Source organism: Agrobacterium sp. DKPNP3, from assembly GCF_052686535.1.
Genome location: NZ_JBQYSN010000021.1, coordinates 22165 through 44787, shown reverse-complemented (window position 1 = coordinate 44787; position 22623 = coordinate 22165). Strand labels below are relative to the sequence as shown.

General features: G+C 59.1%; 20 protein-coding genes and 1 tRNA gene. 3 read left to right on the top strand and 18 right to left on the bottom strand.

What is annotated here, in order from left to right; genetic code table 11:
* From ACUTJJ_RS08680 to ACUTJJ_RS08645, 8 genes are all read right to left on the bottom strand, one after another.
* On the bottom strand, positions 1-801 hold the full coding sequence (locus ACUTJJ_RS08680) for a purine-nucleoside phosphorylase (protein WP_445541889.1): 801 nt from the start codon (positions 799-801) through the stop codon (positions 1-3).
* Positions 801-1205 (bottom strand): cytidine deaminase, encoded by a 405-nt coding sequence (locus ACUTJJ_RS08675; RefSeq protein WP_063949365.1) that lies wholly within the window; start codon positions 1203-1205, stop codon positions 801-803. The genes ACUTJJ_RS08680 and ACUTJJ_RS08675 overlap by 1 nt, the downstream gene beginning before the upstream one ends.
* 4 nt (positions 1206-1209) lie before the next feature.
* Positions 1210-2181: an ABC transporter permease gene (locus tag ACUTJJ_RS08670; protein WP_296066279.1), complete on the bottom strand. Its 972-nt coding sequence runs from the start codon at positions 2179-2181 to the stop codon at positions 1210-1212.
* Positions 2182-2187: 6 nt separating this feature from the next.
* A complete protein-coding gene (locus tag ACUTJJ_RS08665; protein WP_063949363.1) occupies positions 2188-3291 on the bottom strand; it encodes an ABC transporter permease in 1104 nt (367 codons plus the stop codon).
* 7 nt (positions 3292-3298) lie between these two features.
* Positions 3299-4804, bottom strand: coding sequence for an ABC transporter ATP-binding protein (locus ACUTJJ_RS08660; RefSeq protein ID WP_077224815.1), 1506 nt, complete (start codon positions 4802-4804; stop codon positions 3299-3301).
* A gap of 82 nt (positions 4805-4886) precedes the next feature.
* Positions 4887-5879, bottom strand: coding sequence for a BMP family lipoprotein (locus ACUTJJ_RS08655; protein WP_045015424.1), 993 nt, complete (start codon positions 5877-5879; stop codon positions 4887-4889).
* A gap of 214 nt (positions 5880-6093) precedes the next feature.
* Positions 6094-6744, bottom strand: coding sequence for a peptide-methionine (S)-S-oxide reductase MsrA (gene msrA, locus ACUTJJ_RS08650; protein ID WP_445541888.1), 651 nt, complete (start codon positions 6742-6744; stop codon positions 6094-6096).
* 73 nt (positions 6745-6817) lie between these two features.
* Entirely contained in the window at positions 6818-7135 is a 318-nt protein-coding gene (locus ACUTJJ_RS08645) for a hypothetical protein (RefSeq protein ID WP_445541887.1), read from the bottom strand.
* A gap of 220 nt (positions 7136-7355) precedes the next feature.
* Between ACUTJJ_RS08645 and ACUTJJ_RS08640 the strand changes: the two genes are divergently transcribed.
* From ACUTJJ_RS08640 to dnaJ, 3 genes are all read left to right on the top strand, one after another.
* Positions 7356-7445: transfer RNA gene (locus ACUTJJ_RS08640), tRNA-Ser, on the top strand.
* Between the two features lie 292 nt (positions 7446-7737).
* Positions 7738-9639 carry a molecular chaperone DnaK gene (dnaK, locus tag ACUTJJ_RS08635; protein ID WP_063949358.1) on the top strand — a complete coding sequence of 634 codons (1902 nt, stop codon included), beginning with the start codon at positions 7738-7740 and terminating at the stop codon, positions 9637-9639.
* Between the two features lie 89 nt (positions 9640-9728).
* Positions 9729-10865, top strand: a complete 1137-nt coding sequence (dnaJ, locus tag ACUTJJ_RS08630; RefSeq protein ID WP_063949357.1) for a molecular chaperone DnaJ — start codon at positions 9729-9731, stop codon at positions 10863-10865.
* Between the two features lie 67 nt (positions 10866-10932).
* On the opposite strand, the gene ACUTJJ_RS08625 is transcribed toward dnaJ, so the two are convergent.
* The 10 genes from ACUTJJ_RS08625 to polA all read right to left on the bottom strand — a co-directional run bounded on the left by ACUTJJ_RS08625 (position 10933) and on the right by polA (position 22615).
* The gene (locus ACUTJJ_RS08625) at positions 10933-11484 is read right to left on the bottom strand and encodes a DUF924 family protein (RefSeq protein WP_445541886.1); all 552 of its coding nucleotides are present in this window, start codon (positions 11482-11484) and stop codon (positions 10933-10935) included.
* A 12-nt stretch (positions 11485-11496) separates the two neighbouring features.
* Positions 11497-11709, bottom strand: coding sequence for a SlyX family protein (locus tag ACUTJJ_RS08620; protein ID WP_144576237.1), 213 nt, complete (start codon positions 11707-11709; stop codon positions 11497-11499).
* Positions 11710-11854: 145 nt separating this feature from the next.
* Entirely contained in the window at positions 11855-13360 is a 1506-nt protein-coding gene (locus tag ACUTJJ_RS08615) for a tripartite tricarboxylate transporter permease (protein ID WP_004439149.1), read from the bottom strand.
* Positions 13361-13369: 9 nt separating this feature from the next.
* On the bottom strand, positions 13370-13831 hold the full coding sequence (locus tag ACUTJJ_RS08610; protein WP_445541885.1) for a tripartite tricarboxylate transporter TctB family protein: 462 nt from the start codon (positions 13829-13831) through the stop codon (positions 13370-13372).
* A gap of 99 nt (positions 13832-13930) precedes the next feature.
* On the bottom strand, positions 13931-14914 hold the full coding sequence (locus tag ACUTJJ_RS08605) for a tripartite tricarboxylate transporter substrate-binding protein (protein ID WP_063949790.1): 984 nt from the start codon (positions 14912-14914) through the stop codon (positions 13931-13933).
* 198 nt (positions 14915-15112) lie between these two features.
* Positions 15113-16459 carry a sigma-54-dependent transcriptional regulator gene (locus ACUTJJ_RS08600; RefSeq protein ID WP_209086160.1) on the bottom strand — a complete coding sequence of 449 codons (1347 nt, stop codon included), beginning with the start codon at positions 16457-16459 and terminating at the stop codon, positions 15113-15115.
* Positions 16456-18258: a sensor histidine kinase gene (locus ACUTJJ_RS08595; RefSeq protein WP_445541896.1), complete on the bottom strand. Its 1803-nt coding sequence runs from the start codon at positions 18256-18258 to the stop codon at positions 16456-16458. Before ACUTJJ_RS08595 ends, ACUTJJ_RS08600 begins: the two co-directional genes overlap by 4 nt.
* Before the next feature lie 184 nt (positions 18259-18442).
* Positions 18443-18628 (bottom strand): 50S ribosomal protein L32, encoded by a 186-nt coding sequence (gene rpmF / locus ACUTJJ_RS08590; RefSeq protein ID WP_003507205.1) that lies wholly within the window; start codon positions 18626-18628, stop codon positions 18443-18445.
* A gap of 152 nt (positions 18629-18780) precedes the next feature.
* A complete protein-coding gene (locus ACUTJJ_RS08585) occupies positions 18781-19539 on the bottom strand; it encodes a DUF1868 domain-containing protein (protein ID WP_445541884.1) in 759 nt (252 codons plus the stop codon).
* A gap of 76 nt (positions 19540-19615) precedes the next feature.
* On the bottom strand, positions 19616-22615 hold the full coding sequence (polA, locus tag ACUTJJ_RS08580; RefSeq protein WP_445541895.1) for a DNA polymerase I: 3000 nt from the start codon (positions 22613-22615) through the stop codon (positions 19616-19618).
* Positions 22616-22623 lie beyond the last annotated feature (8 nt).

Here is a 22623-nt window from a genome sequence, read left to right as displayed (position 1 = left end):
TCACGCTCCTCCTGCGATCATTTCCTTCAAGATGGCGGCAAGCCTTTTGCCACCCACGGGAGCCATATCCTTGGTCTCTTCATGGCTCAGTTCCGCACCAGTCATGCCGGCACCGTAGTTCGTAATAACCGATGCAGCGGCAACACGCATCCCGAAAAAGCGGGCAAGAATGACTTCCGGTACCGTGGACATGCCGACCGCATCGGCCCCCAGAACCCGCGCCATGCGAATTTCCGCCGGCGTTTCGAAGCTGGGACCGGAGAACCACATATAGACACCGCCAAACAAAGGCACCGTCGCGCGGATGGCGGCGTTGCGCATGGCAAGCATCAACTCAGGATCGTAAGCGGTGGTCATGCCGACGAAACGGCGGTCACTTTCCTCGCCGATCAGCGGGTTCAAGCCGGAATAATTGATGTGATCGGTGATCTGCATGACCGAGCCGGGCGGCATGTCCTGCCTGACCGAGCCAGCCGAGTTTGTGAGGATAAGCGACTGTACGCCGAGGCCGGCAAGCGCCTCGATGACCGCGCGCATGGCCGCCGGATCGCCCTTCTCGTAATAATGCACCCGGCCCGACAGCATCATGACAGGCTCGCCACCCATATATCCGGCAACAAGCTCGCCCGCGTGGCCGGAAACACCACTGGCCGGGAAGCCCGGAAGATCGGCATAGGGAACCCGGATCGGATCGCTAACCTCATCCACCAGAGAGCCGAGGCCAGAGCCGAGAACGATGGCGACGCGCGGCATCAGGCCGCTCAGGCGCTCCACCAGGATATCGATCAGGGCTTCCGTCATCAGGGCAGCTCTGTGTTGAAGCTGAAGGGCAACAGCTCTTCCATCGTCATCACTTTCTGAACGCCTGTCTCATCGCAGAGAAAGATTTTCGTATCCGGCGTGGCAAATTCGGCAATCTTCTGCCGGCAGCCACCGCAAGGCGGGCAGAGAGCCAGCTTTTCCGCAATGACGGCGATCTCGCTGATTTTCTTTGCGCCGCCCATGATCATGGCGCTGATCGCCGAAGGTTCGGCGCACCAACCCTGCGGAAAAGAGAGGTTCTCGATATTGGCGCCCTTGTAGATCTTGCCGTCTTCCGCGCGGATAGCAGCACCAACCGGGAATTTCGAATAGGGAGCATGGGCAAAGGCCATGGCCTCCACCGCCGCCTCAAACAGGGCGTGAGATTTCGGATCGGAAGACATGGGCTTAACGCTCCTTGGCATAGGCAACGCCGCCGGCCTTCGGTGGCTTGGCGACGCCGATGAAACCGGCAAGCAGAATGCAGGTCAGGATATAGGGCATGGCTTGGAAGATCTGCACCGGAACCTCGCCGATGCCAGGCACGGACTTGCCCTGCATGAAGTTCGCGACAGCGTCCAGAAAACCGAACAGCAGGCAGGCGAACATGACCGGCACCGGCTTCCATTTTGCGAAGATCAGGGCGGCAAGCGCGATATAGCCCTTACCGGCCGACATGTTTGCAATGAAGGCGGCAGACTGCGCGACGGCAAGATAGGCGCCGGAAAAGCCGCAGAGAAAACCGGCGACGATGACAGCCCGGTAACGCATCCACGTCACCGAAATACCGGCGGTATCGACGGCGCCCGGATTTTCGCCAACGGCGCGCAGGCGTAGGCCGAAGCGGGTGCGATAAAGCACCCACCAGGACAGCGGCACCGCCAGAAAGGCGAGATAGGTGAGGATATTGTTGCCGGAAATGACGTTCGCATAAAGCGGACCGATGTAGGGCACCTCCCGCATCGCATCCGCGCCGGGCAGAATGATGGGAGCGAAACGCCCCTCACCCGGAAGCTGGGGCGTGCGGCCGCCTTGGCCGAACCAGGCCTGCCCCAGCACCACGGTCAGGCCCGCGGCAATGAAGTTCAGTGCCACGCCCGATACGATCTGATTGCCGCGATTGGTAATGACGGCAAAGCCATGGACCAGCGAAAAAAGGATGGAGACCGCAATACCGGCCATAAGGCCCGCCCACGGGTTCGCCGTGAGATAGGCAACGCAGGCCGAGGCAAAGGCCGCTGCCAGCATCTTGCCTTCAAGTCCGATGTCGAACACACCGGCGCGCTCGGAAAAAAGCCCCGCAAGGGCGGTGAAGAGCAACGGGATGGTGAGACGGACGGTCGAGCCAAGAATGCTGACCAGCATATCGAAGAAATCCATATCAGCTCACCCCTTAGCCAGACGCTGGTAAATGCGGACGATCGCGGGCCGGTACATGTATTCCAGCGCGCCGGCGAAGAGGATCACCAGGCCCTGGATGACCACGATCATCTCGCGGGTAATGTTGGGCATCTCGAAGGAAAGGTCTGCGCCGCCCTGATAAAGAATACCGAACAGCAAGGCGGAGAAGATGATGCCGAGCGGATGACTTCGGCCCATCAGCGACACGGCGATGCCGACGAAGCCCGCACCCGCGACGAATTCCACCTGCAGGCGGGCCGACGCGCCCATGACAGGGTTCAGCGCCATCATGCCCGCCAGACCGCCCGATATGAGCATGGCGATGATGACGGTGCGCGCATAGGGAATGCCGGCATAAATGGCGGCGGAGGGGCTGATGCCGAGCGTACGCATCTCATAACCGAGCTTGGTGCGCCAGATCAGGACCCAGACCAGGAAACACATCACCAGTGCAATCAGGAAGGAGACGTTGAACGGTGCCGGACCGAGCTTGAGGCCAAAGAGTGCCATCAACCAGTCGAGTTTTGGCAATTGGCCACCAGGCAGAAAGGTGCGGGTTTCCGGCGCCATCTTGCCGGGCACGATCAGCACGTTCACCAGCAGATAAACCATCAGGGCCGCGGCAATGAAGTTGAACATGATGGTGGTGATGACCACGTGACTGCCGCGTTTTGCCTGCAGCCATGCCGGAATAAAGGCCCAGGCGGCGCCAAAAACAGCAGCGCCGATGACGGCGAAGGGCATCGTCACATACCATGGCACATAACGATCGAGCGCCAGCGCCACCAGCGCCGCGCCAAGGCCACCGACATAGGCCTGACCTTCGGAGCCGATGTTGAAGAGCCCGGCATGGAAGGCGACGGCGACAGAAAGGCCAGTGAAGATGAAACTCGTCGTATAGAACAGCGTGAAGCCGATGGCGTCACCTCGTCCGAGCGCCCCTTCGATCAGCAGGCGCAACGCCGCCAGCGGGTTTTCACCGATGGACCAGACAACGAGGCCGGAAATCAGAAAGGCGGTAACGACATTGAGAAACGGCAGGAGGCCGTAGGTAATCCAGTTTGGCAGCGGTACGGAAGCGGTGCTCATTCATGCCTCATGCGGCGATGCCGGCCATCATAAGGCCCAGCGTCTGTTCTTCGGCTTCCGCCGTTTTCTCTCCAACGACACGGCCTGCGAACATGACCATGATCCGGTCCGAAAGGGAACGGATTTCATCGAGTTCGACCGAAACCAGCAAAATCGCCTTGCCAGCATCGCGCATTTCGATGATGCGGCGATGAATGAATTCGATGGCACCAATGTCCACGCCGCGGGTCGGCTGGCCGATGATCAGCATCTTGGGGTCACGCTCGATTTCGCGGGCGACAACGATCTTCTGCTGGTTGCCGCCGGAAAAATTGGCGGTCTTCAGCTGCGGGTTCGGCGGGCGGATATCGTATTTCTCGATCTTTTCGACCGCATCCTTGCGGATGGCCTCGGGGTTGAGGAACGGCCCTTTGCCATACCGTTCATCGTGATGATATCCGAGGATGGAATTTTCATACTCCTCGAATTTCAGCACCAGCCCCATATGGTGGCGGTCTTCCGGGATATGGGCGAGGCCAAGCCTGCGTAAAATAGCGGGATCCGGGCGATCCACCTTCTGACCATCCACCCAGATTTCGCCGGAATAGGGTTTGCGGATGCCGGCGATGGCTTCCAGCAGCTCCGACTGGCCGTTGCCTGCGACACCGGCTATGCCGACGATTTCACCGGCCCGGACATCAAGCGAAACGTCGTCAACCATGGTGACGCCGCGGCTATCCTTAACGGTGAGATTGCGGATCGACAGAAGAATGTCGCCAGGCGTCGTTTCGCCCTTTTCCACCCGCAGCAGTACCCGGCGGCCAACCATCAGTTCGGCCAACTCCTCGACGCTGGTTTCGGAGGTTTTCCGGGTCGCCACCATTTCGCCGCGGCGCATGACGGAGACGGAGTCCGTGATCGCCATGATCTCGCGCAGCTTGTGGGTAATGAGAATGACTGTCTTGCCCTGATCGCGCAGAACGCCGAGGATCTTGAACAGATGATCGGCCTCTGCCGGCGTCAGAACGCCGGTGGGCTCATCGAGGATCAGGATTTCCGCTCCACGATACATGGCTTTGAGAATTTCGACGCGCTGCTGCAGGCCGACAGGCAATTCCTCGATAATCGCGTCTGGATCTACTTCCAGCCCATAATCGTCTTCCAGGCGCTTCAGCTCCTTGCGTGCACCGGCCCGGCCATTGGCCAGCAGCGCACCGCCTTCGGCCCCGAGCATGACATTTTCCAGCACGGAGAAGTTTTCGACCAGCATGAAGTGCTGATGCACCATGCCGATGCCGGCATTGATGGCCGCCTGACTGTCCCGGATCGCAACGGGCGAACCATTCACCCGGATTTCTCCGGCATCCGCCTGGTAAAACCCGTAAAGGATCGACATGAGCGTCGATTTTCCGGCACCGTTTTCGCCGATGATGCCGTGGATCGTGCCCTTGGCAACGGTCAGATTGATATTTTTATTGGCGTGAACGGCACCGAATTTCTTGTCGATGCCCACGAGCTCGATTGCTGGGTCCATACTCAAACCGAAACCTTTCCGAAGGCTGGATATGAAAAGGGCGCAAGGTGAAAATCACCATGCGCCCCAGTCAGATATCATATCATTTCGGGCAGGAATTATCCGCCATATAGTCATGGACCTTGACGGTGCCGGCAATGATGTCGGCCTTTGCCTTGTCTACCGCCGCGATCATTTCAGGCGTGATAAGCGCCTTGTTGTTATCGTCGAGCGCATAGGCGACGCCATCTTCCTTGACGCCGAGAGCGACGATGCCAGGAGTGAACTTGTCGTCCTTGGCGTCCTTGTAGGCATTGTAGACAGCCAGATCGACGCGCTTGACCATCGAGGTCAACACCGAACCCGGATGCAGGTGGTTCTGGTTGGAGTCGACGCCGATCGAATACTTCTTGTTGTCGGCGGCAGTCTGGAGCACGCCGATACCTGTCGCACCGGCTGCCGCGTAGATCACGTCAGCGCCCTGGTCGATCTGGTTCTTGGTGAGTTCGCCACCGCGCACCGGATCATTCCAGGCCGCACCCGTGGTGCCGGTCATGTTCTGGAAGACTTCGATCTTGTCGTTGGCGGCCTTCGCGCCCTGCGCATAGCCACAGGCGAATTTGCGGATCAGCGGAATATCCATACCGCCGATGAAGCCAACCTTGCCCGTCTTGGAGGCCATGCCGGCCAGCAGACCGACGAGGTAAGACCCTTCGTGCTCCTTGTAGACGACCGAGCGAACGTTCGGCAGTTCAACGACGGAATCGACGATCACAAATTTGGTGTCAGGGAATTCGGCGGCAACCTTTTCCATGGCCGAGGTCCAGGCAAAGGACACGGCGACGACGGGGTTGAAACCCTTGCTGGCGAAGTTGCGGATGGCCTGTTCGCCCTGCGTGTCGCTGGTCGGCTCGAAGTCGCGGAACTCGATGCCCGTTTCCGCCTTGAACTTTTCAGCGCCGGCCGCAGCGGCCTCGTTGAACGACTTGTCGAACTTGCCGCCCGTGCCATAGACCAGCGCAGGCTTGATATCCGCGGCAAGCGCGGAAGCCGACATTGCGGCAAGCGCAAAAAGCGTCAGAAGGGATTTTTTCATTGTGCAGCCCTGTTGTTGCAATTGATATTGTAAGGGTCCTCCCGCAATCCCGTTTTCCGGGAATGTCTGCGGAACCGCCAGCCGTTATACCGGCTGTGCTTGCCTCATATCCTTGCATGGCTCAATGAAAAATTCATCCGGTTTTTTTGACCCGGTGGAAAAACTTTGATCTGACGATTTTTTAGTCTTTCCACCGGGCAGAACTGCAAAAAAACTAGTCGATATTGCAGCTTACGCCGGTTCCCCTGAGGCCGCAGTACCCGCCCGGATTCTTGGCAAGATATTGCTGGTGATAGTCCTCAGCGTAATAAAATGTTTCGAGCGGCCCGATCTCGGTGGTGATGGCAGCACCATGGCCAGCATCTTTCAAAGCGTCTTGAAACGCATCCCGCGCTTTCTGCGCCTGCTGCAGTTGCCCTTCCGTCGTCGCGTAAATCGCGGAACGATAGGTCGTGCCGACATCGTTGCCCTGGCGCATACCCTGCGTCGGATCGTGCTCCTCAAAGAAAATCTTCAGGAGGCCCGAGAGCGATATGATGGCAGGATCATAGACGACCTTCACCACCTCGGCGTGGCCAGTCTGGCCGGTCGTCGTCTCGTGATAGGTGGGGTTGCGGGTGAAACCGCCGGCATACCCCACCGCCGTGACCCACACGCCCGGCGTTTTCCAGAAGAGGCGCTCCGCACCCCAGAAGCAGCCCATGCCCAGATAAATGACTTCAAGACCTTCGGGGTATGGCCCTTTCAAAGGCCGGCCGTTGACGAAGTGGGCCTCCGGCACGAAGAGCGCTTCTTCGCGACCGGGCAAAGCGGTCTCCGGCGTCGGCATCGTTGTCTTTTTTGAAAGCGTATCGAACAGGAACATTCAGTCCTCCATGCGGCGAGCTCCGCCGCTGTTCAGGGTTCACATCCGCGGGCGCAATTTGAAAGACAGGATGTTAAACTGACAGACGCCGCATAACCCGGCGTTTCCTGTACCCCGCCATCCAGCAGAGGAGAGAGATTGCCAGGCAAATGGCAGATGCAGGCACCGCCGACAGGGCATTTTCAACGAAGCGCCACGCTTCAGGGTGAATATAGTGAGCCATAGCCGCTTCTGCCATGGTCCGCGAGGCAGGAAGAAGGTAGTTCCATGCTGACAGGATGCCGGTAATGCTGACAGAGGACGTGGAAACCGAGCGGATCGAATCGAAAACGCCCAGACAAACCGCCACAACGAGGAAAAGAAAGCTCAAGAACCGCATAAAAGCTTTCATCGGATGTACCTCGCTCAGGCCCTGCCAGTCAGACAGCACATTATAAAAAACAATAATGCATGGATAAAGGCCGCAAAACGGGTTTGCAATCGTACCGGATGCAAGGAAATTGCCGACATTTCAAAAAACTGTCAGATTCGTGTTGATCCCTGCGAATTCATCGGTATATATCGCGCCGTTCCAGTGATTTGCATTCTTCATGACATGCAGACTTGAAAAAGGACAGGTGGCCGAGTGGTTTAAGGCGCACGCCTGGAACGCGTGTGTGCGTGAAAGCGTACCGTGGGTTCGAATCCCACCCTGTCCGCCATTTCGCCCTTAATGTCAGTGGATCGTTCGATTTAAGCCAGCGCTGAACGACGGCTTTTAACGTCACAGGACGCCGTGTAAGGGTATCCGTGCGCGGTGACGGCTCCGCTTCTGCCCACTCCAGGCTTTCTCGTGATTTTTGCTGCGCTTCCCCCTCTCTTGCGCCTTGCAGCGGCAAAAATCGCTCCTTATATACGCCGCATAACAGCAGCGAAGGCTGCAAATCCAAGTCAAGGTGCTGTCACAGGAATGCCTCACGGGGTTCAGACAGCGCGCTTCAAGGAGAGAAGAGCATGGCAAAAGTAATCGGTATCGACCTTGGCACGACCAACTCCTGCGTTGCAGTGATGGATGGCAAGGACACGAAAGTTATTGAGAACGCGGAAGGCGCACGCACGACGCCGTCCATGGTGGCATTTTCCGACGATGGCGAACGCCTTGTCGGTCAGCCGGCCAAGCGCCAGGCGGTCACCAACCCGACCAACACCCTGTTTGCGGTCAAGCGCCTGATCGGCCGCCGTTATGAAGACCCGACCGTCGAGAAGGACAAGGCTCTTGTTCCGTTCGAGATCGTCAAGGGCGACAATGGCGACGCCTGGGTGAAGGCGCAGGACAAGAATTATTCGCCATCGCAGATTTCCGCGATGATCCTTCAGAAGATGAAGGAAACGGCTGAAGCCTATCTCGGCGAAAAGGTCGAAAAGGCCGTCATCACCGTTCCGGCTTACTTCAACGACGCGCAGCGCCAGGCAACCAAGGATGCCGGCCGCATCGCCGGTCTTGACGTTCTGCGCATCATCAACGAGCCCACTGCGGCAGCGCTTGCTTACGGCCTCGACAAGAAGGACGGCAAGACGATCGCCGTTTATGACCTTGGCGGCGGTACCTTCGATATTTCCGTTCTGGAAATCGGCGACGGCGTCTTCGAAGTGAAGTCCACCAATGGCGATACCTTCCTTGGCGGTGAAGACTTCGACATGCGTCTGGTCGAATATCTGGCTGGCGAGTTCAAAAAGGATCAGGGCATTGACCTGAAGAACGACAAGCTCGCTCTGCAGCGCCTCAAGGAAGCTGCCGAAAAGGCGAAGATCGAACTGTCGTCCTCGCAGCAGACCGAAATCAACCTGCCGTTCATCACGGCCGATGCTTCCGGTCCGAAGCACCTGACGCTGAAGCTGACCCGTGCAAAATTCGAAAGCCTGGTCGACGACCTCGTGCAGCGCACCGTTGCGCCTTGCAAGGCAGCGCTCAAGGATGCCGGCGTCTCCGCTTCCGAGATCGACGAAGTCGTTCTGGTCGGTGGCATGAGCCGCATGCCCAAGGTGCAGGAAGTCGTCAAGCAGCTGTTCGGCAAGGAGCCGCACAAGGGCGTGAACCCGGATGAAGTTGTTGCCATGGGCGCAGCCATCCAGGCTGGCGTTCTGCAGGGCGACGTCAAGGACGTTCTGCTGCTCGACGTGACCCCGCTGTCGCTCGGCATCGAAACGCTGGGTGGTGTCTTCACGCGTCTGATCGATCGCAACACGACGATCCCGACGAAGAAGAGCCAGACCTTCTCGACCGCTGAGGACAATCAGTCGGCCGTGACGATCCGTGTCTCGCAGGGCGAGCGCGAAATGGCGCAGGACAACAAGCTGCTTGGTCAGTTCGACCTCGTTGGCCTGCCGCCGGCACCGCGCGGTGTTCCGCAGATCGAAGTCACATTCGATATCGACGCGAACGGTATCGTGCAGGTTTCGGCAAAGGACAAGGGCACCGGCAAGGAACAGCAGATCCGCATCCAGGCCTCCGGTGGTCTTTCTGACGCCGACATCGAAAAGATGGTCAAGGACGCAGAAGCCAATGCCGAGGCCGACAAGAAGCGTCGTGCGGGCGTGGAAGCCAAGAACCAGGCCGAAAGCCTCATCCACTCCACCGAGAAGTCGGTGAAGGAATATGGTGACAAGGTTTCCGAAACCGACCGCAAGGCGATCGAGGACGCCATTGCCAGCCTGAAAACTGCGGTTGAGGCCTCCGAGCCTGACGCCGACGACATCCAGGCGAAGACCCAGACCCTCATGGAAGTCTCCATGAAGCTCGGTCAGGCCATCTATGAAGCGCAGCAGGCCGAGGCTGGCGACGCTTCCGAAGGCGGCAAGGATGACGTTGTCGACGCCGACTATGAAGAAATCAAGGACGACAAGAAGTCCGCATAACCGCGTGACTTTCTGTCTCCTGACAATTTATGCAAGACATCCGGCTGCCGCGTGCAGCCGGAAATCCATTTGCGGGGCTTGTTAACTGAATGGCGAAAGCAGACTTTTACGAAACACTCGGCGTCAGCAAGACTGCGGACGAAAAAGAGCTGAAAAGCGCCTTCCGCAAACTCGCGATGAAGTACCATCCGGACAAAAACCCTGATGATGCCGATTCCGAACGGAAATTCAAAGAAATCAACGAAGCATACGAGACGTTGAAGGACCCGCAGAAGCGTGCGGCCTATGACCGTTTCGGCCATGCAGCCTTTGAAAATGGCGGCATGGGCGGCGGCGGTGGCTTTGGCGGCGGCGGTTTCGCCAATGGCGGCTTCTCGGATATTTTCGAAGACATCTTCGGCGAGATGATGGGTGGCGGCCGTGCGCGCCGTTCCTCAGGCGGACGCGAGCGCGGCGCCGATCTTCGCTACAACATGGAAATCACGCTGGAAGAAGCCTTCACCGGCAAGACGGCGCAGATCAGGGTTCCGACCTCGATCACCTGCGACGTCTGTTCCGGCTCGGGCGCTAAGCCCGGCACGCAGCCGAAGACATGCGCCACCTGCCAGGGTTCAGGCCGCGTGCGCGCCGCGCAGGGCTTCTTCTCGGTGGAGCGTACCTGCCCCACTTGCCATGGTCGCGGCCAGACGATTTCCGACCCGTGCGGCAAGTGCCATGGCCAGGGCCGCGTGACGGAAGAGCGTTCGCTCTCGGTCAACATTCCCTCGGGCATCGAGGACGGCACCCGCATTCGCCTGCAGGGCGAAGGCGAAGCCGGCATGCGTGGCGGGCCGGCGGGCGATCTTTATATCTTCCTGTCCGTGCGTCCGCATGAGTTCTTCCAGCGCGACGGTGCCGATCTTTATTGCACCGTGCCGATCTCGATGACGACGGCTGCACTTGGCGGCACCTTCGATGTTACGACGCTCGACGGCAGCAAATCCCGCGTCACGGTTCCCGAAGGCACCCAACCGGGCAAGCAGTTCCGTCTGAAGGGCAAGGGCATGCCGGTTCTGCGTTCGGCGCAGACTGGTGATCTCTACATCCAGATTCAGATCGAGACGCCGCAGAAGCTCAGCAAGCGTCAGCGCGAGCTGTTGCAGGAATTCGAGCAGCTGTCTTCCAAGGAGAACAATCCGGAATCGACGGGCTTCTTTGCCCGGATGAAGGAATTCTTCGACGGCTGACCGCCGCCGCTCTCCAACGTCAGAAACGCCGCCATCCTCTGGGACTGGCGGCGTTTTCATTTCGGGCTTAGCCGGAAAAGCCGCCTTCATCAAGATACTGCCGTTCCTCCGGCGTCGTTTCCCGCAGCAAGATGTCATTGCGATGCGGAAAGCGGCCGAAACGTTCGACGATCTCGCGATGTTGTTCGGCGTGATGCAGATAAAGCCCACCAAGCGGCAGGTTGAGACGGCACGCCCGGTGCTGCGCCTCCATATCCTCTGCGTGAGAAAAGGGCAGATAGAAGAAGACCCGCAAATCCTCACTCACCGCCTGATCATGCCCGCGCCGGATGGCTTCATCGGCCAAAAGACGCGCCAGAGGATCTGTCGCATACATGTGCGCCGTGTCGCGAAAGCAGTTGCGCGGAAACTGATCCAGCAGCAGCATCAAGGCGAGGCTGCTTTCAGCACCCTCCAGCCAGCTATCCAGTTCCCGCCTTGCGGCAGCGAAATGAGCGTTACGGAAACGGTCGTGAAAATCACTGTCGAAGGCGGCATCCTTATCAAACCATTTGTCGGGGCCAGCCTTCTTCCAGAAATCGACGATCTCAGCGGCAAGCTCGGCGGTGTCGTTCTTCATCGTGTGCTCCCGTCAGTAGTGCGGCGGCCTTGTGATGGCAGGCGCGTCCAGCGATTGCTCCTCAAGGCTCAGGAACCGCTCCGTCAGGCGGTCGAGCTTGGCGCGGGTCTGTTCCACAACCTTCCACTGTTCCGCCAGCTGGTCCGACAGTTCCTCTATCACCTTCACCTGATGGGCGACCGTCTCCTCTAGCGCAATGATCCGATTTTCGGTTTCCGACGTCATGGTGACCTCTCTTTCCCGCCCTTCCTTGGGCTTAAAAGTGTGTGAGTCAACCATATGTCACCTTCGTGAAGAGAATTCGTGCGTCGATCCCGGCACAAAAAAACCGGCGATGTCACCATCGCCGGCATCTGAAGTTTGATATCGCTCAGTCTTCTTCTACGAAAACCTCTTCGCGTTTCTTCTTCACGCTGGGCAGGAAGACGATGATCAGCACGGCGAGCGCGATGAAAAGCAGGGTGGCGCTGATTGGCCGGGTCACGAAGGTCGACGGATCGCCACGTGACAGGATCATGGCACGCCGCAGGTTCTCCTCCAGCAGCGGGCCCAGCACGAAGCCCAGTAGCAACGGCGCAGGCTCGCAGCGCAGTTTCACCAGCACGTAGCCGATGAAGCCAAAGAAGGCGACGGCATAGAGATCGAAGACGTTGGAATTGACGCTGTAGACTCCGATGGCGCAGAAGGCCATGATGATCGGGAAGAGCACATAGTAGGGCACCGTCAGCAGCTTCACCCACAGCCCGATCAAAGGCAGGTTGAGGATGACCAGCATCAGGTTGCCGATCCACATGGAGGCGATGATGCCCCAGAACAGCGCGGGCTGTTCAGTCGCCACGTTCGGACCGGGAACGATGCCCTGAATGATCATCGCGCCGATCATCAGCGCCATCACCGGATTGGCCGGAATGCCGAGCGTGAGCAGCGGAATGAACGACGTCTGGGCGCCGGCATTGTTGGCTGATTCCGGACCGGCCACACCGGCAACCGCGCCGTGCCCGAATTCTTCCGGGTTCTTGGAGACACGTTTCTCCACGGTGTAGGAGGCAAAGGCGGCAAGGATCGCCCCGCCACCCGGCAGGATGCCGAGGGCCGAACCGATCGCCGTGCCGCGCAGAACCGGGCCGACCATGCGCTTGAAATCATCCTTGGTCGGCATCAGGCCGCTGACCTTGGCGATCAGCACCGAGCGGGTCCGCTCGTTCTCAAGATTGCGCAGGATTTCGGCAATGCCGAACACACCCACAGCGACGGCCACGAAATTCAGGCCATCGGCATATTCGCGAATGCCGAGGGTGAAGCGCGGGGTACCGCTGTAAATATCCGTGCCGACCAGACCGAGCAGCAGGCCGAGCACGACCATGGCCAACGCCTTGACGATGGAGCCATGGGCGAGCGCAATGGACGAGACGAGGCCAACGACCATCAGCGAGAAATATTCGGCTGCGCCGAATTCCAGCGCGATTGCCGTGAGCGGCGGCGCGAAGATTGCGACGAGGAAGGTCGACACCGTGCCGGCGAAGAACGAGCCGATGGCGGCAATAGCGAGAGCAGCACCGGCCTTGCCCTTGCGTGCCATCTGGTAACCATCGATAGCGGTGACGGCTGAGGACGATTCACCGGGCATGTTGATCAGGATCGCCGTGGTCGAGCCGCCATATTGCGCGCCGTAATAAATGCCGGCGAGCATGATCAGGGACGAGACCGGTTCGAGCTGAAAGGTGATTGGCAGCAGCATGGCGATGGTCGCCGTTGCGCCGATGCCGGGCAAAACGCCGATGAGGGTGCCAAGCAGCACGCCGATAAGGCAGAAAAAGAGGTTTGCCAGCGACGAGGCGGTGACGAAACCGAGCGCAAGGTTATCGAGCAAATCCATCGCTACACCTCAGAAGTTGAGCCAGGGGCCGAAGCGCTGGAAAGGCAGGCCAAGACCGTAGTTGAAAACTGCGACGGAAAAGACCGTGATGGCCGCGGAAAGAACGACCGCCATCAATGGGCTCATCTTGTGTGAGGCGAAGGCCGCAATGAGCGCGCTGAAAAACAGTGCCGGCACAAAGCCAAGACCCCGAACAGTGAAACCGAAAAAGATCGGCGCGGGCAGAATGAAAAATATGCCACGCCAGGCAATTGCGCCGATGCCCTCACCAGCCGGCCGTGTTGCGCGAAGGAATATGACGCCGCCAAGCAGGATCAGGATGATGGCGAGAACGAGCGGAAAGTAGCCCGGCCCCATGCGAAAGGCGGTTCCAATTTCCAGACCGTAGGACTGCAAGGCAAAAAAGACCCCAAGCCCCATAAAAATTGCCCCGCAGACGGCTTCGGCAGGGTCATTAAATAACGATTTCATGAAAGATGCCCCTTCATCGCGGCCGGCGCCAGACCGGCCAACCGGTTGAAACGATCGCAGTCAACCGGCGACGAAACGCCGCCGGTCCATCCGCGTTCATCAGTCGGCATATTGGCCAGCGGACTCGATAACCGGCTTCCAGCGAGCTATTTCGCTCTCAAGCTTGGCCTTCAGCGCCGCCGGTGTCGCATCGCTTTCCGGCGACGGCGTGGTGCCGAGCTCGGCAAAGCGGGCCGCGACGTTCTTGTCCTTCAGCGCCACCTGCAGCGACTTGGAGAGCTTCTCGTTGATTTCGGCCGGCGTACCCTTCGGCGTGTAGATACCGTGCCAGATGCCAACTTCGAGTTTGGGCAAGCCTGCTTCGGCGACCGTCGGTACGTCCTTCAGCACATCGAGCCGCTTCGGCGACGTTACGGCGTAAGCTTTGACAGTGCCGCCCTGGATCTGCTTGGTGGTGTTGGTGGTCTGGTCGCACATGATATCGACCTGGCCGCCGAGCAGATCGGTCATGGCAGGACCTGTGCCCTTGTAGGGAACGGTGACCAGTGGGGTCTCGATGGCGCTCATGAACAGCATGCCGCACAGATGCGAAGCGGCGCCGATGCCGGCATTGGCAACGGTGACCTTGTCCTTGTTCGCCTTGGCGTAATCGATCAGCCCCTTGAGGTCCGTGGTCTCGAGGTTCTTGCGCGACAGGATGGTCATCGGCACTTCGGTGACCAGACCGACATATTCGAAGGCGTTGGTCGTATCGTAAGCAAGCTTACGATAGAGCGTGGCGCTGGTTGCCATGCCGATATGGTGGAGAAGGATGGTGTAACCATCGGGATCAGCGGAGGCGACGCGGCCGGCGCCAAGCGTCCCGCCGGCGCCGCCGACATTTTCCACGATGATCTGCTGGCCGAGATCCTTCGACATGGATTCAGCCACAAGACGCGCGACCGTGTCCGTTGGGCCGCCAGCCGAGAAAGGCACGACCATGGTGATGTTGCGCTCGGGATAGGTCTGAGCAGATGCGGCCAGCGCGAAAAGGGAAACGGCAGCGGCGGCAGCAAGGCCGGAAACTGTCTTCAGTATTTTCATCGATTCCTCCCGGATGAAAATGATCGCCACTTCAGCCGCGCATGCTCCTCCATGGCGGCCGGGGTGATCATATTTGCGATCCGGGATTGCTGTTCGGCAACGCGCTTCGCCAAGCCACGTCGACTTTTGTCACCATTGTCCTTTCCGATGTGTGGATTTCAACCCATGACGAGAAAACCATGGGTGGAAATCCACACATCAGACATCCGTCATATGCTTTTGCAGGCCATATTTCTGCATTTTTTCATACAGAGTTTTGCGGGAGATACCGAGGTTCTCGTACACCGATTTGAGATTGCCGCCATTGGCCGCGATGGCGCGAGCGATCAGATTTTTTTCATAGGCGCCCACGCGAGCAGCGAGAGGCGACCTGGCCTCTTCTCCGGCGATCAACGACGTTTCTGATGGCTCGTCCTCCAGTCCGAGAACGAATCGGTCTGCGGCATTGCGCAATTCGCGCACATTGCCCGGCCATTCGCGAAGTGCGATGGAGGCGAGCAGTTGCTGCGGCACGTCCATATCGTCGCGGCCGTAGCGGGCCGCGGCCTCCCTAACCAGATGCAGGAACAGCAAGGGAATGTCAGCACTGCGTTGCGCCAAAGCGGGGACGAGGAGTGTCGCCACGTTCAGCCGATACAGGAGATCGGCTCGGAACCGGCCTGCCGCAACCTCCTGCTCAAGATCAACCTTGCTGGTGGCGATGAAGCGGACATCAAGCTCGACGGTTTCGTTGGAGCCGAGGCGGGTAATCACCCGCTCCTGCAATACCCGCAGGAAACGTCCCTGCAATTCTGATGGCATGGAGCCGATCTCGTCCAGAAGAATGGTGCCGCCACGTGCATGTTCGAACTTGCCATAACGCGCACGAAGCGCACCCGGAAACGCACCAGCCTCATGCCCAAACAATTCACTCTCGATCAACGTCTGCGGAAGGGCGGCGCAATTGATCGCGACGAAGGGCCGGTTGGCCCTGGCGCTGATATCATGCAGCGCCCGCGCGACGACCTCCTTTCCCGCCCCCGTATCGCCGACGATCAGCGTGTCGGCATCGGTCGCACCGATCGCGCGGATGCGGTATCGCAGATCGACCATGACCGGTGTTCGGCCGGGCAGACGCGTTTCGAGATCATCGTGCTTGCCGGCTACTGCTTTCAGGCGGCGGTTTTCCAGCACCAGCGCCCGCCGGTCATTGGCTCTCTTGATGATGCCGGCGAGATATTGCGGGGTGAAGGGCTTCTCGATGAAGTCATAAGCGCCGTTGCGCATGGCGTTGACGGCAAGCTGCACATCACCGTGGCCGGTCATCAGGATGACCGGTATTTCCGGGTCAAGCTCCCGCACTTTTTGCAGCAGCGTCATGCCGTCCATGCCGGGCATGCGGATATCGCTGACCACAACACCGTCAAAACTATAACCGATGAGCTCCAGCGCATGTTCGGCGCTCGCCAGCATGGTGACGGCGAAACCCGAAAGCTCGAGCGCCTGCGCGGTCGAAAAGCGCAGCTCCTCTTCGTCGTCGATCAAAAGCACCCGCGAAGTGGTCATTCCGCCGCCACCTCCATGCGCCAGACAGCAGCCGGCAATTCAATTGCGAACTCCGCTCCGCCGTCTTCATGATTTCTGACGCGGAGCTGGCCGCCGAAGTCCTTGATGATGTTATAGGAGATCGAGAGGCCGAGGCCCAGACCGCGGCCCACACCCTTGGTGGTGAAGAAGGGATCGAAAATGCGCTCCGAAATCGCCGCCGGTACGCCCGGACCGCGGTCGCGGATGATGACGGAAACGATCTGGCCTTGCTGCGCCGCCTGAAGCGCAATCCGGCGGTCCTCCCGCCCTTCGACGGCATCAGCGGCATTGGAGATGATGTTGACGAGCACCTGCTGCAGCCGCACCGGCCCTGCCTTTACGGCGAGCGGGACCGGGCCAAGATCAACCTCCAGCACCGCATTGGCGGCCTTGAGCCGCGGCCCGACGATTTCAAGCGTATCGCGAAGCACCGTTTCCAGGCCCACTGCCGCCATCTTCTCATTCGGCTTGCGGGCAAAGTTGCGCAGGTGCTTGCTGATTGACGCCATACGATCGATCAGCCCCGATATGCGCCTGAGGTTTTCCGTCACGTCCTCCAAGCGCCCGCGCTCCACCAGAAGCGAGGCATTTTCGGCGTAATTCTTGGCGGCGGCCAGCGGCTGGTTGAACTCGTGCGACAGGGCCGCCGACATCTGCCCGAGAGCCGCCAGCTTTCCGGCCTGCACCAGATCGTTCTGCATCTTGCGCAACTGTTTTTCCGTCTGGCGACGTTCGGCGATCTCGTGTTCGATCTCCCGATTGACGCGGGCAAGGTCCGCCGTGCGTTCCTCGACCCGACGCTCCAGTTCTGCCTGGGCTTCGGCCTGATGGATCAGGCGTTCACGCAGCCGCCGCCGCCTCTGCAACATGGCGGCAATCAACGCTGCCGCAAGACACAGGCAGAGTATGATCGCAATCATCGCCGTCTTCACCTGCGTCCGAAGCGAACCCGTGTCCATGAGCACGCTGACGGTCCATCCCGCATCCGCCATCGGCTGCGACAGAACCATATATTCCCTGTCCCCCTCGTTTTGGCTAATCGTCATCAACTGATGCGAGCCGAAATTGCCGTGTTTCAGCGGCAGTTCCTTCAGCGTGGCATTGGCGTAACGGCGTGAGGCCTCGGTGCGGGCCAGCCTCTCCGGCGTCAGCGGCATCAGGCTGGAATAAAGCCATTGCGGTGTTCCCGTCATGAAGATGATGCCCTCGGGGTCCGATACGAGAATACGGTTCTCCCCATCGCCGAAAGAGGCCTCGATGCCTTCGATATCGACCTTGAAGACGATAACCCCCTTTATTTCCGCATTGAAGAGAATGGGCGCGGAGAAATAATATCCGCGCTTGTGCGAGGTCGTGCCGAGCGCGAAGAATCGCGACTGCAGGCCCTTCGCCGCATCCTGAAAATAGGGACGGTAGCTGAAGTTCTCGCCGACAAAGCTTGTCGGACCATCGTAGTTGCTGGCCGCGATAGTCTCGCCATCCAGCGTGATGATGTAGATATCGGAAGATTCCAGCAGAGTGTTGATGGATTTGAGGTAGACATTGGCGCGCTGGCGCAGGGCTTCATCTTTGGGATGGGCCACCAGTTCCTCAATGTCATCATGATCTGCAATCAAGGCCGGAAGCGGCTCGTAGCGGTTCAGAAGGCCGCCCAGGGCGGAGACGGCAAGCCGGAGCGTCGTTCGCCCCTGCTCGGACATTTCACCGAAATAGCTCTCTGCAATGATGCCGCTTCCTCTCGTCACGGCGCCATAACCGAGGCCCAGACAGAGCATCATCAACAAAATAAAGCGATATTTCACCGAAACTCCCCTCACGCCGCAGGCAGCTAACCCGCTCTCCCGAAGCGAGTGTAGGAGGAGTGAGAACATTTTCCAAGTGAGCGCTGGACACCGTTAGAGATCGCTTAAAACAAAAAACCGGCCACGAGGGCCGGTTTTCGCAAAGTCATGCCAGAAAAGCTTATGCGCTTTCCTTCGGCGTCAGAACCTGGCGGCCGCGATACATACCGGTCTTCAGATCGATATGGTGCGGACGGCGCAGTTCGCCGGAGTTCTTGTCTTCAACATAGGTCGCAGACTTGAGACCGTCAGCCGAGCGGCGCATGCCACGCTTGGACGGGCTTGTTTTTCTTTTTGGTACAGCCATTTTTGTTACTCCACTTAAGCGGCGAAACAACGGAACCGGCCAGAACCAAAGGCCGAATGTCGGATGTCTCGATATCGGAAATTTGGCGCGCTTATACATGCCCAAACGGGCTTTGACCAGCCCTGATGCGCATTTTTTCCGATTCAGGGAAATCAGCGCCGCGGGCCTGTCTCAGAAATCGGAATCACAGGCGCGGGTTTATCGAAGACAAGGAGTTCCTTGAAGTGGTTCATATCCTTGAATTCACAGAAAGCTGGGGGGCGCATCTCGATGACAGGCGCGGCGGCGCGCAGTTTTTCAAGTTCCTCATCCAGCATGGCCTGCCAGCGCGGCAAGGATTCCGGCTCGAACCAGCGGATGATGTAAGACAGCGTGATGTGAAATTCGTAGGTGTCATGATCCGGGTGGCGATAGCCGAACAGCTTGGCAAATTCATCCCGCCAGACAGCCACGATCCGGTCATCCTCTACCGTTGCACCCTTCATGACAAGGCCTGTCGGACGCAGACCCGTCACCTGCATGTTGAATGCCGGCAGGGCCGGAAACGCGGAGAGCCGATCACGATAATAGTCCGTCATCGCGTCTATCGGCGTATCGAGAGGCATGTTTTCCGGCCAATAGGGCAAACCACGACGAAACTCGATGATGCCCTGAAACACGGTCATATGGAGGCTGGAAACGGGCGTGAAGGCAAGTTGCGACGCTTCGGCCATGTCCATAAAGCGCTGGCGAGTCGCGTTGATGGCTTTCTCCGTCTGCGAGCCACTGACAAGATGGCTTACGACAGTATTGCCAGGCTCTGGCAGAAACTCGCCGCCCGCATTGAAGCGCGTGCCCAGATGGCGCGGCGGCTGATCGTGCGTGGCGGCGGAAATATAGTCGAGATCATTCGAGACGAGCGGGGCGTGCATGGGGAAACTCCTTGTCAGAAGTTTTCCCTAGGCTCTGCACGCGACAGGATCATGACGCCGCCGGCTCAAGAGGGGGTCAATGTGCCTCATCCCAATTGTCGGCCGCGCGCGCATCCACTTTCAGCGGCACTCTCATGGAGATCGCCGGCATGGCCGCATTTTCCATGACAGAGACGACGACCGGCAGTGTCTTTTCGATCTCCGCTTCCTCGACTTCGAAGATGAGTTCGTCGTGCACCTGCAAAAGCATGCGGGCGGAAAGCTTTTCGGCCTCCAGCACCGGCTCGATGCGGATCATGGCGCGCCGGATGATATCGGCAGCCGACCCCTGAATGGGCGCATTGATGGCGGCACGCTCGTTGAAGGCCTTCACCGAGGGATTGGAGGAGCGGATTTCTGGATAATGGGAACGGCGACCAAATATGGTTTCGACATAGCCATTCTCACGGGCGAAGGCCTTGGTCGCCTCCATATAGTCGCGGATGCCGGGAAAACGCTCGAAATATTTCTTGATATAGTCCCCAGCCTCCGACCGGGCGATGCCGAGCTGGTTAGCGAGACCGAAGGCCGATATGCCGTAGATGATGCCGAAATTGATCGCCTTGGCGCGGCGGCGTACTTCCGACGGCATGCCTTCAACTGGCACACCGAACATTTCCGATGCCGTCATCGCATGAATGTCGATACCATTTTCAAAGGCGTTTCGAAGCTGCGGAATGTCGGCGACATGGGCAAGCACGCGCAGTTCGATCTGGCTATAATCTGCCGACAGAAGCTTGTGGCCGGGCGTGGAAATGAAAGCCGTGCGGATCTTGCGGCCTTCAGCCGTGCGCACCGGAATATTCTGTAGGTTCGGCTCCGACGATGACAGGCGACCTGTCGTTGTCGAGGCGAGCGCATAGGAGGTGTGCACCCGTTTCGTCTCGGGATGGATATAGCCGGGCAGCGCATCCGTATAGGTGGATTTGAGCTTTGTCAGCTGTCGCCAGTCGACAATCTTGCGCGGGAGTTCGACACCTTCTGCCGCGAGATCTTCGAGAACCTGCGCCGACGTCGACCACTGGCCGGTCTTGGTTTTTGACCCGCCTGGCAGGCCCATCTTGCCGAACAGGATATCGCCAAGCTGTTTAGGCGATCCGATGTTGAAACGTTCGCCCGCCAGTTCGTAGATTTCCTCTTCGAACGCGGCTGCCTTCTGTGCGAGCTCGCCGGAAAGCCGTGAGAGGATTTGCCGGTCGACAGTGATACCGCGCTCTTCCATATGCGCCAGAACCGGGACAAGGGGGCGCTCCAGCCGCTCGTAAACCCGGGTCAAACGCTCCGAAACAAGCCTTGGCTTCAAGGCCGTCCAGAGCCGGAGGGTCACATCGGCATCTTCGGCAGCATAGGCGGTTGCCCTGTCGATATCGACGAAATCGAAGGTAACGCTCGACTTGCCTGAGCCCGCCACGTCCTTATAGGGGATCGGCGTGTGGCCGAGCCAGCGCTCCGAGAGGGAATCCATGCCGTGCGTCGCCTTGCCGGCCTCGAGCACGTAGGAAATCAGCATCGTGTCGTCAAAACTCTGCATGACGACGCCGTGGCGTTTCATTAACAGATAATCGTATTTGAGGTTTTGCGCGACCTTGAGGACAGTTGGGTCTTCCAGCAGGTCCTTAAGTCGGGCCAAGGCCTCGGCAAAGGGAATCTGGCCTTCCGCAAGCCTGATACCATCGCTGAAGAGATCGCCGCCCGAGCCCGTTTTGTGGGTCAGGGGAATGTAAGCGGCACGGATATCGGTCCCCGAGGCATCCTTGCTGTTATCCGCGATGGCAAGCGAAAAGCCGACAAGTTCCGCAAGCATCGGGTCGAGCGAGGTTGTCTCCGTGTCGAAGGCGACAATGCCGGTTTCGCGGGCCGCGGCAATCCAGAGGTCAAGGGTCTGAAGATCACGGATCGTCGTATACGCAGTCGTATCGATCTTGGCGGCGGCGAAAAGCGCCTGTCGTGCTGCCGCAAGATCGGCGGGGGCGTTGCCTTCGCCAGATGCCTTTCTTGCAGGCGCAGCCCCGGTAACCGCAGCATTCGTTCCGGCAGCTATCGTACCGCCTGCGCTGACAGTATCGGCCGGCAGGTCAAGGTCCGGCCCATGGGCATCGGCGCCCCATTGCACCGGCACGGTGGCGGCATCGACGGCGGAGGCATCGGTATCCGTCGCTTCCGCAACGCGGCGGGTCAGGGTCGTGAATTCCATTGCCTTCAGGAAGGCGATCAGCTTCGGGCCGTTCTGCGGCTCCAGCACCAGCTCCTCAAGCGACTGCTGCAACGGCACGTCGGTCCTCAGCGCCACGAGCTGCCTCGAAATGCGGGCCAGATCGGCATTGGCAATGATGTTCTCGCGACGTTTCTGCTGCTTGATCTCGCCGGCGCGCGCCAGAAGCGTTTCAAGGTCGCCATATTCTTCCAGCAACTGCGCCGCCGTCTTCGGGCCAATGCCGGGGATACCCGGAACATTGTCGGTGGAATCGCCCGTCATCGCCTGCAGATCGATCATCTTTTCGGGGCCGACGCCCCATTTTTCGATGACATCGGGAACGCCGATCTGCTTGTCCTTCATGGCATCGTACATATGCACATTGGCTGTCACGAGTTGCATCAGATCCTTGTCGGAAGAGATGATGGTGACGTCAGCGCCGATCGCCTCGGCCTGCCGGGCGTAGGTGGCGATGATATCGTCGGCCTCGAACCCCTCGGTTTCGATGCAGGGAAGATTAAAGGCGCGCGTCGCCTCCCGGATCAGTCCGAATTGCGGCACCAGATCTTCCGGCGGCGCAGTGCGATTTGCCTTGTAGAGGTCGTAGAGCTCGTTGCGGAATGTCTTCGACGAATAATCGAAAATCACCGCGAAGTGCGTCGGCGTCACACCGACATCGGTGTTACGGGCATCCTTCAGAAGCTTCCACAACATGTTGCAGAAGCCCGAGACGGCGTTGACCGGCAGCCCGTCCGACTTGCGGTTCAGCGGCGGGATGGCATGGAAGGCCCGGAAAATGAAACCGGAACCGTCAACGAGGAAGAGATGATCGCCTTTTTTCATGGGTAGCA